Origin of the sequence: Tsuneonella amylolytica, from assembly GCF_003626915.1 — a bacterium.
Taxonomy (GTDB): domain Bacteria; phylum Pseudomonadota; class Alphaproteobacteria; order Sphingomonadales; family Sphingomonadaceae; genus Tsuneonella; species Tsuneonella amylolytica.
This window is the reverse complement of sequence record NZ_CP032570.1, coordinates 2,655,130-2,666,917: the sequence shown is the minus strand read 5'-3', so window position 1 is coordinate 2,666,917 and position 11,788 is coordinate 2,655,130. Positions and strand designations below refer to the sequence as shown.

8 protein-coding genes are annotated in these 11,788 nt (G+C 61.5%); 3 read left to right on the top strand and 5 right to left on the bottom strand.

Annotation, left to right across the window (positions count from 1 at the left end; translation table 11 throughout):
* Window positions 1-146: 146 nt before the first annotated feature.
* Both D4766_RS13020 and bamD read right to left on the bottom strand, forming a co-directional pair.
* Complete coding sequence (locus tag D4766_RS13020) at window positions 147-2,486, bottom strand: EAL domain-containing protein (protein WP_162935773.1); 2,340 nt, start codon at window positions 2,484-2,486, stop codon at window positions 147-149.
* Between the two features lie 222 nt (window positions 2,487-2,708).
* Window positions 2,709-3,542, bottom strand: a complete 834-nt coding sequence (gene bamD / locus D4766_RS13015; RefSeq protein WP_120717833.1) for an outer membrane protein assembly factor BamD — start codon at window positions 3,540-3,542, stop codon at window positions 2,709-2,711.
* A 163-nt stretch (window positions 3,543-3,705) separates the two neighbouring features.
* Here bamD and D4766_RS13010 point away from each other — a divergent pair, with 163 nt between their 5' ends.
* Both D4766_RS13010 and D4766_RS13005 read left to right on the top strand, forming a co-directional pair.
* Window positions 3,706-3,870, top strand: a complete 165-nt coding sequence (locus D4766_RS13010) for a Flp family type IVb pilin (protein ID WP_120717832.1) — start codon at window positions 3,706-3,708, stop codon at window positions 3,868-3,870.
* A 269-nt stretch (window positions 3,871-4,139) separates the two neighbouring features.
* On the top strand, window positions 4,140-4,775 hold the full coding sequence (locus D4766_RS13005) for a hypothetical protein (protein ID WP_120717831.1): 636 nt from the start codon (window positions 4,140-4,142) through the stop codon (window positions 4,773-4,775).
* Between the two features lie 823 nt (window positions 4,776-5,598).
* Here the strand turns inward: D4766_RS13005 and D4766_RS13000 are convergent.
* Complete coding sequence (locus D4766_RS13000; RefSeq protein WP_162935772.1) at window positions 5,599-6,654, bottom strand: cyclic GMP-AMP synthase DncV-like nucleotidyltransferase; 1,056 nt, start codon at window positions 6,652-6,654, stop codon at window positions 5,599-5,601.
* Between the two features lie 82 nt (window positions 6,655-6,736).
* Here D4766_RS13000 and D4766_RS13890 point away from each other — a divergent pair, with 82 nt between their 5' ends.
* Entirely contained in the window at window positions 6,737-7,474 is a 738-nt protein-coding gene (locus D4766_RS13890) for a Cap15 family cyclic dinucleotide receptor domain-containing protein (RefSeq protein ID WP_162935771.1), read from the top strand.
* 201 nt (window positions 7,475-7,675) lie between these two features.
* Here D4766_RS13890 and lepA read toward each other — a convergent pair whose 3' ends face one another.
* Window positions 7,676-9,493: a translation elongation factor 4 gene (gene lepA / locus D4766_RS12995; RefSeq protein WP_120717829.1), complete on the bottom strand. Its 1,818-nt coding sequence runs from the start codon at window positions 9,491-9,493 to the stop codon at window positions 7,676-7,678.
* Between the two features lie 52 nt (window positions 9,494-9,545).
* Window positions 9,546-11,732 (bottom strand): putative bifunctional diguanylate cyclase/phosphodiesterase, encoded by a 2,187-nt coding sequence (locus D4766_RS12990; protein ID WP_234024817.1) that lies wholly within the window; start codon window positions 11,730-11,732, stop codon window positions 9,546-9,548.
* Window positions 11,733-11,788 lie beyond the last annotated feature (56 nt).

Genomic DNA, 11,788 nt, shown 5'->3' with positions numbered 1-11,788 from the left:
GCCGGGGCTTTTTGCAGCGCCGATCAGGTGATCAACGACCGCCGAGAACTCGATCAAACCAGTTCCAAATGGACATGGTAAATCTCCTGTTGCGCACCCCATGTGCTAACAGGGATAGTTAACAGGTCGTAAACACTTTGCAAGTCCTAGGCCGCGAGCGCCCCTCTGCTTAGCTTCGGCAGCAGTTCGGCCATCGGAACGGCGCGCGAAAAGAAATATCCCTGTCCCTTGTCGCAACCGAGTTCGACGAGCGCGTCGACAACTTCCTGCGTCTCGACCCCTTCCGCGACGGCAAGCCGTCCCAACGAATGGATCATGTCGATCGCGGTCTTCACCAGCGCCCGATCTTCGGTAGAATCGATCATGCCCGATATGAAGCTTCGGTCGATCTTGACCTCGTGACTGGGGATCTGCCGCAAATAGTGGAGCGACGCATGTCCGGTTCCGAAATCGTCCACGGACAGGCGAACGCCCATACGTTTCAGTTCTAGAAGAACCGAACTGGCCGTCACGTTGCTGTCGATCGGTGCAGTTTCGGTAATCTCAAGGATTAGATTGCTTGCGGGGAAGTCGTGAATCCGCAGCCGCTTGGCGACATCGCGCGCAAACCCCGGATCGCGCAGGTCCAGTGCCGACACATTGACGGCGATCTTGAATGCCGGATCGCGCGCGATTGCCGCCTTCGCCTGCGAAAGCGATTGGTCGAGGACGTATCGTGTCACCACATCGATGCGGTTGTGGTCTTCGGCGAACGAAACGATTTCCGTCGGATCGATCGCGCCCCGCGTGGGGTGGTTCCAGCGCAGAAGTGCTTCTGCTCCCACTATCTCTCCGGTAGCGAGACGGACCTTCGGCTGAAACCGCACCTCGATGTCGCCGGTGTCCATCGCATTGGTCAACTCGGCGAAGAACCCCAACCGCCAGGCCCGGTCCTCCCCTGCCTCGCCTTCGCCGATTATAAACAGTTTGCCGTGGGTCGAGGCGTCTTCGGCATTCTGGATTGCCCCTTCGATGCGTTCGCGCAACGGCAACTCGTAATTGGCATCCAGGCCTGCTGCGGTGGCGACGGCGGGCATCTGATTACCGACCGGAATGCTCGTCCGGAAAAGGGCATGAAGACCGCGCAAGTGATCCTCCCGCTCGTCACGGCGCAATGCCGGACGCAACCAGACGATCGTATCCCGGTCGAATGCGAGCTGCGCGCTTCCTTCCGCCGCTTTCAGCATCCCCTGCACTTTTTCCAGCAGGGTTTCGATTTCCTTCGGAGACAGGATCGTGCTGATCGTCGCGAAATTGCGAAGCTTCAGGGCGATGACATCGCAATCGGCTTCGTGGCGGGCGGAATGCAACTGCTCGATGCGAAGCAAGTGCGTGTCGCCGCGATATGTCCGGCGGACGAGGCTGGCATGGCGGATCGAGCCATACAACATGCACACCAACCCCGGCATCACCTCGAAGTTGATGTTCGCCAGGTCCGCAGCGAAGGGCGCAGCCGCGAGCAAACCGATTACGAGCGCAGAGCTTTTGCGAGTGCGCAGTTTCTGCCGGGACTGCCAGACGACAAATGCGCCAGCGATGATGAACCCCGGCAACCATCCGAGGTCGATCGGAAAGCGCTCCCTGAGGGTCTGTGCACCGATGGCATGGATTTGCGATCCGAGGATCGAGTCGATGAGTTGCATGTAATAGCGGTCGGGCGAGGTAAGATTTGCTGGAGCGACGATTATATCGCGGCCGGCTATGTCTGCCCGATCGACCTTGCCCCGCAGGACATCGATGTACGAATACATCGGGATGGTGTCAGCTCGTATGGAAAAGTCGGGCCGATAGTATTCGGTCTCGCGATCCGTCTCCGCGAGCAAGGCGGAGATGGATTTCCGCTTTTTGCCGTCGATCATCGACGACGTCGGAAGCTTCCAGGCCAACCCCAGCGGCCCCTGTCGCCCCATCATGGACACCATGATCGCCTTTTCGCGGAAGCGTTCATGGGTAATCAACTGCTCGCCGGCCTGCACGAGACCGACTTCCACTTCCGGGGTCGATCCGATGAAGACGCGCCCCCGATGACGATCGAGCGCAGCAATGAGCTTGGCGTCTTCGGCCGGTGTGGACAGATCGGCAAAGGCGCGATCGAAGACCACGCGTTTGGCGCCGTCTGCCACCAGTCGATCGATCAGGCGGGCGTCGTCGCCCCGCAAGGGATCGCGCGTTCCCAATTCCGAAAGGGATCGATCGTCGATAGCCACGATCACCGTTCTGCCATCTGCGTCTTGAGGATGAGCGGTTAAGCGGGCCAGGCGGTACAGATCCTCCAGCGGCCTCGGCAAATCGATCGCGCCCGCGACCAGTCCGATGCCGATCGCCCATATCGCGATCCGCTTCCGCAGAGCGGCCGGCGACCGCGTCTTTTCCGACTTCTCCCGCCGTCCCCACGGCAGCCGGCCACGCAGACGCGCGAGGAAATCGCGGTCGCCGACGCGTTCCACTCTTGCGATATTGTCAGCCGTGTGGCCCATACGAAGCGTGCGACGCTCCTCTGCGATAACCCGTGGTCACCGCACCATATCGGACCGAATCAAAAAGAAATCGTAACCATGGCCTGTGGAAAGCCCGCGGTGACCGGCGCTAACGCGCGCTTTTCATGGTTAATTTCATCCTGCGAACGCGGTTAACGCCGGGTTTCGCCCGGCACTGCGTCGCCCAAAGGTTTAGCTTGCCGTAACCCCGCTCGCGTTCTTCTGCACGAGGGCGTAGGCCTTCTCGTACCATTCGCTGCCGGGGTAGTTCGTCCCCAGAACCGCCGCGTACTTCACCGCCTCGGTCGGGATGCCCAGCGCCAGGCTCGTCTCGGTCAGGCGGTAGAGCGCTTCGGGTGCGTGGCTGGTGGTCTGGAAGTTGTCGACCACGTTCTGGAAGCGGATCTGCGCCGCCAGCCAGTTGCCGCTGCGTTCGTAGAAGCGGCCGATCTCCATTTCCTTGCCCGCCAGGTTGTCCTCCACCAGGTCGAGCTTGAGCTTGGCATCGCTCGCGTATTCGGTCGCGGGATAGCGGCGGACGAGTTCGTTGAGCGCCGTCCGCGTCTGCTCGGTCACCTTCTGGTCGCGGGTCACGTCGCTGATCTGCTCGTAGTAGCTCAATGCGATCAGGTAGTACGCGTACGGCGCGTCCTTGTTGCCCGGATGGATCGACAGGAAGCGCTGCGCGCTCTGCACTGCCTTGTCGTAATCGGCCGCCACATAATAGCTGAACGCGCTCATCAGCTGCGCGCGGCGGGCCCACGGCGAGTAGGGATGCTGGCGCTCCACCTCGTCGAACAGGGCGGCGGCGACCTTGGGCTGGCCGCGGTCGAGCCGGTCCTTCGCCGAGGCGTAGAGCGTTTCCACATCGCGCGCGACGTAGGCGGTGTCCTGCACCCCGCCCTTGCCCGCGCAGCCGGCGACGACAAGCGAGGCACCGAGGACGGCGGCGGCCATGACGAGCCGGGTGGGAGCGATCCGGGCGGGCGCGCGCGCGGAGACGGCGGCGTGGGCGGGTGTCTGCATAGGGCTGCGCCTATAACCGCCGCCCGCGTGAACGCAAAGTGAAGTTGGCGGCCCCCTCCCCCGCCCGCAACCGCCCGGCAGGTAACCGCCCCGGGGCCGTGGTTAACCGCTTCCTTACCCTGTGCGCGCTAAAAGAGCGTATCCAGGGAAGGGATGCCCCCGCATGTTCCGCAAGCTCATCGCCGATACCGCCGGCACATCCGCGGTCGAATACGCCATCATCGCCTCGGTCATATCGATCGCGGCGATCGGCGCGTTCCTGCTGCTCGGCCAGCAGACGAACAGCCAGTTCAAGAAGGTCGAGACCGAATACGCCAAGGTGAACTGAGTTTCCGTCGCGCTGCTTGAGCGCGGGCGATTTTCCTACACGGCCGAAATCTGCTCCACCCTGAAGGGTTGCCTTCAGGAGACGCCGATGACCCGCCGGAAAGACCCGCGCGAAACCCGCACCCCGATCGCCGAGATGGAGGCCGCCGGCCACCACCTCCCACCTTCGAACCCGTCCCCCGCAAGTTCCGGCATGACGGCTGGACGCCCGAGCGCCAGCGCGCCTTCATCGGGGCACTCGCCGACACGGGATCGGTCAAGCGCGCCGCGATGCACGTCAACATGAGCCCCGAGGGCGCCTACTACCTCCGCCGCCAGCGCGGCAGCGAGAGCTTCCGCCGCGCATGGGAGGCCGCGCTGGACTTCGGAGTCCAGCGGCTGAAGGACGAGGCGTTCGACCGCGCATTGAACGGCCAGCTCTCCCCCGTGTTCGTCGGCGGCAAGCTGAAAGGCTTCCGCCGCGTGAAGAACGACCGGCTACTGATGTTCTGCCTGCGGATGAACATGCGAGGGCAGGACGGCCGCCGCCTCTCCGCCAGCTACTTCGACCCGGGCGCGGATCGGCTCTCCGGGAACCCCATGTCCATCACCATGCCCGTCCACTCGCAGGCCGAGAAGGACGACATGAACGCCGCGATGATCGAACACTTCGATCCGGTGGCGATGACCCTGCCCGAGATCGAGGCGATGCAGGCCAAGCTGTCCGAACTCGCCGCCTGGCACCGCGCCGAGCAGGACGGCAAGCCCGAGGACGACCCACTCACCGACTTCGTGATAATGCCCCCGGACAAGGACTGGTCCCCCGTCGGCGACTGCATGGACGTCAACGGCGACGGCGACCCGGTTGAGGAACTGGAGCCGTTTGATGCAGGGGAGGATGATTGGAGGTCGCTAGAAGGCGAGTAACGCCAAAGCTTGGCTAGCCAAGCAACGCGTTACGAACCGGTGCGCGCAGCGCATTGAGCGAGCCGGCCGGCGGGCGGCGCAGCCGACCCGTTCGACGTCATGGGACGGACGAAGCGATTGCACCGCAATCGCGGAGCGGCGCGTGGCGGCGCTGGGGCGGCAAACTCAGCGCTTGTTTAGCGACTTCGTTTCTAGCCGCTTGTGCATTGCCTTACGCACTGCTGCTGGAATTCGGCGCCGTAAGTCCCTCAGATACGATTTGTGACAGTTACTCAAGCGCTCTCCGCTCCCACAAGGGCACCTTGGGTTTTGTTGCAGGAGGGGTGCTGTAAGCAGCCTAAAAAAATGGCCTCGATCAGATTCCTCTGGGAAGTCGATCGCCTCAAAATAGGATTCGGCGATCCCCTCGGGTGAGTGAGACTCCTCGCCAAATACCCATTCACCGGTGCATTCGAAAACTGTCTGTCCAACAAAGTACGAGTGCATATGGGTGGTCAAAAATCGGGCAAACGTAGGCGTTGGATTTTTAACAAGCCAGACTTCCCATAGTCCCAAACAGCAGCGTCCGCTGGAAGGATAAATGTGCCTGTCTACCGTCCGGGGAATTCGTTCTTCGGTTTCCCAAACTCCAGGCTCCTTTTCCGGAAAAAGCCACGGCACCACTACTTCTATCTGATATTGATCAAAAGGGTAGTTACCGTCGAAACAAACGAACGTACCTTTGATTCTTATACAGTCCTTATCGAGGGTAGCTTCCAACTGAGGCTGATGAGCGTTGAGCGCCTCCCTGATCTCGGCAAATAGGGCATCGTGTTGGTTGGGCTTACTCGTAGTCACTGGCATAAGGTTTAGATGCGATACCTTCGTTCTTCATCGAAGATGCTGCGGAGAGCGCGTGAGCTTTTTGCTCCCCTGCAGAAATGCCAAATGCTGCACCGCTTGCAGCAAGCGCAGCCGACTTAAATTCAGTTTCATTGAAGAATGAATGCTGGAAGACCTTCTTCCACGCCTTTCTAGCAACTTCCTCATCCGGCACATCGTCTTCCAATCCGTCTAGGTGTGACACCGCATCCTTTGCGCTGTCAATCAACCGCTGAATGCGGTCTGCGTCCTTTTGATCAGATATCTGAATGCCGTTGGCGAAAACCGCCGAATATTTTGAGCGGAGTGAAATGCACCGCAGGGTTTCACGAAATGCATGGTCGAGTCTCCCTTCAGACGAGGTATAGCACTCGATGGCGATAGCTGTCGCCAGAAGCCCTGAAGGATATTTAAGCCCCTTTTTGAAGGATTTCACCTTCGAGAAATACTTTGTCAGTCTGATCACTTGACGTAGCTGGCAAACGCCGGAGCTGTCCGGACTGAGCGTCAAAACGCGCTCATCGATCCAAGCGTTCATGCTTTTTGGGTCGGATGCTACCCAAGTGTCGCCGGCCGCCAGCTCATATCCTTCCGTCGTTGCTGGCGCCGTTCGAAAGACAGGGAAATCACATTGGTATCCATCTGCGTAAACCACTCGAACACATTTAGGCTTCGAGACTGGATCATTTTTCATATTCGTCGCCTTGGTGGCGATGGCGTCTCTAACCCAATTCTTCGTGGTGGTCGGAGTTTTCGATTCACCCTCGGCGAACACCGCGCCCATATCGATGTCGTAACGACTTTCCTCATCGCCCTCCGGAGGCTGGGTCATCGTTTGCTGAGCATAGCCCCCTTGGTTGATCCATTCGATGACACTGGGCTTTTCCAATTCGCCCAACCCATCGACAATCCGCTTTTTGTTGTTGTCGCGCCGGGTCTTCATGTCCCTCCGGAGGGACATGGTCAGGGTGACATGATCATCATGGAAGCGCGTTATTTTCTTGGAATAGTCAAACATGCTCTGCCTCTGTCCGCTGGACATCAAAGATAGATCCCGCCACTCTAACCTACAAGGCTTAGCTTGGGACAAAGAGGAACCGATGCAACGCGTGATCCCTAAATGGCTGTGGACGATGAGCCTGTTTGCCTTTGGATTGGTTCTCTTGTCCTCGACCAAGATTCTCGAGCCACTTGGCATCAAAGTCCCAGCGCTCCGCTTGGCCTCGAGCGCGGCAAGCGTCGCAATTCTGGCTCTCAGCGCGTTTTTTGCCAGTCATGCCAGATATTCGCCTTGGCGTATTGTCTGGCGTACCGCACCAGCATTAAATCGATGGCTTTTTCCCGACCTAAACGGAGTCTGGGTCGGGACCGCGAGATCGAACTGGGCGGCTATCGAGCGCCTTAGGAGCGCTGCAAGCGAGAATACCGCAATGAACTTGGAGGATTTGTTTGAACTTGAACTGAAGCCCAGCCCCATTGTTATTCAAATTAAATGCACGGTCTTCGGTATTCGGATTGTTAGCTATCAGTCTAACACTGATTCTAAGTCCTGTGCGATGTCAACAGGCATAGAACGGGATGAAAGGTCGGACAGCTACGACCTCACTTACACTTACAGGCAAGAAAACCCGACCAGAGCGATTACGGATTCGGAAGATCATATCGGCGCTGCGGTTCTCCAATTTGAGTATGCAGACCTGACGACAGCAAAAGGAAATTACTGGACTAAGCGGTGTTGGCAAGATGGCAGAAACACGGCGGGAAATATCGAATTAAAGAAGATTTCGGACAATAGTGATTTGAGCATGAGTGAGTTGTCACAGTATCTAGTTGCATGACTGAATCTATCTTTCGAGCATCTTCTCATTCAGGATATGCATGCGCTGCACAGATGCGGGACACTCCAGCCGCGGCAAAGCCGCAGCTTCGTCGTCGAAGGGCTCGGACGGGCTGAGGCCCGCCGGCCCCCGGCCGGAATTACAGCCTCTCGCTTCTAGCTTGCCGCTTGCTGCGCAAACGCCTGCGCTAGGCGCGGGGCTTCATTCTTCCCCCATCCGCAACGCCGCAATAAACGCCTCCTGCGGGATGCTTACGTTCCCGTACTCCCGCATCCGCGCCTTGCCCTTCTTCTGCTTCTCCAGCAGCTTCTTCTTGCGGCTGATGTCGCCGCCATAGCACTTGGCGGTCACGTCCTTGCGCAGGGCGGCGATGGTTTCGCGGGCGATCACCTTGCCGCCGATCGCGGCCTGGATGGGGATCTTGAACAGGTGGCGGGGGATGAGGTCCTTCAGCCGTTCGCACATGCCGCGCCCGCGCGCCTCGGCGACCGAGCGGTGGACGATCAGGGAAAGCGCGTCGACCGGCTCGTTGTTGACGAGGATGCTCATCTTCACGAGGTCGCCTTCGCGCAGGCCGATCTGTTCGTAGTCGAAGCTGGCGTAGCCGCGGCTGATCGATTTCAGCCGGTCGTAGAAGTCGAACACCACCTCGTTCAGCGGCAGCTCGTAGCTCACCTGCGCGCGGCCGCCCACATATGTGAGGCCGGTCTGGATGCCGCGCCGGTCCTGGCACAGCTTGAGGATGGAGCCGAGGTATTCGTCCGGCGTGTAGATCGTCGCCTTGATCCACGGTTCCTCGATGCTCTCGATCCGGCTGGGGTCGGGATAGTCGGCGGGGTTGTGGAGCAGGATCTCGCGCGCGTCGTCGGTCCGGCTGGCGCGCAGCTGGATGCGGTAGATGACGCTCGGTGCGGTGGTGATGAGGTCGAGGTCGTATTCGCGGCTGAGGCGTTCCTGGATGATCTCGAGGTGCAGCAGGCCGAGGAAGCCGCAGCGGAACCCGAAGCCCAGCGCCGCGCTCGATTCCATCTCGTAGGAGAAGCTCGCGTCGTTGAGGCGCAGGCGGGCGATGCTCTCGCGCAGCTTGTCGAAGTCCGCCGCGTCGACCGGGAACAGGCCGCAGAAGACCACCGGCTGCACTTCCTTGTAGCCGGGCAGCGCCTCGGCCGCCCCGCCCTTCACCGTGGTGATGGTGTCGCCGACGCGGGCCTGCTCCACCTCCTTGATCTGCGCGGTGATGAAGCCGATCTCGCCCGCGGCGATTTCGGGCAGGTCGATGCGCTTGGGGGTGAAGGCGCCGACGCGGTCGATGAGGTGTTCGGTGCCGCCCTGCATGAACTTGACGCTGAGGCCCTTCTTCAGGACCCCGTCGATCACCCGCACGAGGATGACGACGCCGAGGTAGGGGTCGTACCACGAGTCGACCAGCATGGCCTTCAGCGGCGCGGTACGGTCGCCCTTCGGCGGGGGGATCTTGGCGACGATCGCCTCCAGCGTGTCGGCGATGCCGATGCCGGACTTTGCGGATGTGAGCACGGCCTCGGACGCGTCGATGCCGATGATGTCCTCGATCTCCTTGCGGACCTGCTCGGGCTCGGCGGCGGGGAGGTCGATCTTGTTGATGACGGGGACGATCTCGTGGTCGTGCTCGATCGACTGGTAGACGTTGGCGAGCGTCTGCGCCTCGACCCCTTGCGCCGCGTCGACCACCAGCAGCGCGCCCTCGCACGCGGCGAGGGAGCGGCTGACCTCGTAGGCGAAGTCGACGTGGCCCGGCGTGTCCATGAGGTTGAGCTCGTAGGTCTCGCCGTCCTTAGCGGTGTAGTTGAGGCGCACGGTCTGCGCCTTGATGGTGATCCCGCGCTCCTTCTCGATGTCCATGTTGTCGAGCACCTGCTCGGACATCTCGCGGTCGCTCAGCCCACCGGTCGCCTGGATCAGGCGATCGGCCAGCGTGGATTTCCCGTGGTCGATGTGTGCAATTATCGAAAAGTTGCGGATGCGCTGAAGGTCGGTCATGTCGCGAGCGCCCTTAGCGGCCCCGCGAACGCCTGTCAGCAGCCGCGATTGGCTATGCCGCCTTGTTCGCGTGGGAAAGGTCGACCTGCAGGAACTGCGGTTTCGAACGCGGCGCGTCGGGTGTCATGGCCGGCAGGTAGGATCCCGGCGGCAGGGCCGCGAGCGGCATGCCGGCCGAGGCCAGCGCATACGGGCTGATGCGGTGCCGGGTACACAGCCCGTCGGCCCCGTCGCTGATGAGGTTCTGTTCGAACTCCAGCCCTTGCGCGTAGCCCTCGCTTCGCACGACCCGCGATACGACGAGTTGCCCGCCGCCGAGATCGAGGACGAGCGGCGTGTCCAGCGGCACATCCAGCATTCCCTCGATGCCCGCACCGGATTTCGACAGGTTCTTCATCACGACGTCGTAGCGATGATCACCGTGAATGACGCCTACCCGGCGATAGGTCGAGCGGCGGTCGGCACGGTGGCGCGCGGGACCGTGGGGTTCGAACTTCAGACCCCCGGTTTCCAGCCGCTCGATCAATCCACTCTGGTCGAGCGCCTTCGAGAACACGTAGCCCTGCACGTGACTGGCGCCGAGTTCGGTGATGGTCGCCAGTTCGTCGAGCGCTTCCACCCCCTCGGCCACGGTTTCCATCTTGAGCGCACCGGCCAGGCTGACGATCGCGGTGATGATCGCCGCGTTGTTGTTCTCGTCCTCGGTCAGCCCGTTGACGAAGCTGCGGTCGATCTTGATCTTGTCGAGGGGCGCGCTGCTCAGATAGCCGAGCGACGAATACCCGGTGCCGAAGTCGTCGAGCGCGAGACGCACGCCCATCTTCTTCAGATCTTTGAGCATCCGGCCCGTCCCCTCGGGATCGCCGAGGAAGACGCTTTCGGTGATTTCAAGCTCCAGCCGCGCAGGGTCGAGGCCGGACCGGTCGAGCGCGGTCCGCACGACCTTGGGCACGTCGGTGCCCGAAAACTGGATGGCCGAGACATTGACTGCGACGCGCAAGGGTTCGGGCCACTGCATCGCGTCCATGCAGGCACGCCGCATGACCCATTCGCCCAGCGCGTTGATAAGGTTGGTCTCCTCGGCCACCGGGACGAATTCACCGGGGCTGATGAAGCCGCGTTCGGGGTGGTTCCACCGCACCAGCGCCTCGAGACAGGTCACCGTGTGATCGGACGCCCTGACGATCGGCTGGAAATGCAGTTCGAGCTGATCGGTCTGGATCGCGTCGCGCAGATCCTCCTCGATCTGCCGACGCAGCCGGGCGCCGTCCTTCAGTTCGCTGGAGAAGAAGCGGTACTGGCCCCGGCCGCCGCCCTTCGCCGCATACAGGGCAAGGTCCGCGCTGCTCACGAGTTCGTCGGTCTCGATGCCGTCGTAAGGCGCGATCGCGATACCGACGGACGTCCCGATGATCGCCCGGCTGCCGTCCAGCGAATAGGGCTGCGACACCATCTGGATGACGCTGTTGGCGATCTCGCCCAGCCGGCCGCGGTCGTCGATGTCGGGCAGCATGATCTGGAATTCGTCGCCGCCCAGCCGCCCGATCTCGCCGCGCGTCCCGACGATGCGCTCCAGCCGCTGTGCGACCTGCTTCAGCAGCTCGTCGCCCGCCGGATGGCCGAGCGTGTCGTTGACCGCCTTGAAGCGATCGAGATCGAGCATCAGTAGCGCGCAGCTGCGCTTGGCCGACTTGTAGGCCGTGAGCGTCGCCGTTAGCCGTTTGGTCATCCGGTGGCGATTGGCGAGCCCGGTGAGCGAATCGTATTGCGCGAGGCGCGAGGCGTCGCGCTGGCTCTGGCGGACCGCGGTAATGTCCTTCGCGCTGCCTCGGTATCCCAGGAAGTTGCCTTCGCCGTCGATCTGCGGGCGAGCGCTGATCGACCACCATATCTCGCCGCCGTCGACGGCGAGGCGAACCGGCATGTCCGATATCGAATTGCGCGCGCTGAACTGAAAGGCGAGCGGACGTGCTTCAAGTCCATCCTCATCGGAACTGTCTGGCAGGAACATCGCCGACAGCGAAGTACCCAGGAGTTCGCCCTGCGCCCTGCCGAGCTGACTGGCGGCGCTGGAGGACAGGTAGATCAGGTGATTGTCGGCATCGGTCGCCCAGAACCAGCCGAGCGCCGCCTGTTCGAACTGGTCGAGCAAGGCAAGGCGCTCGCGCGCCTCCATTTCGCCGGACACGCGAGCCTCGGTGCCGGTCGCGCCGCTCTGGCGCGAAAAGAGATTGCGCATGCCCATCGTGCGGGATCAACCCTCAATCCGGAAGCCCCATGACCGCCGAACTGGCG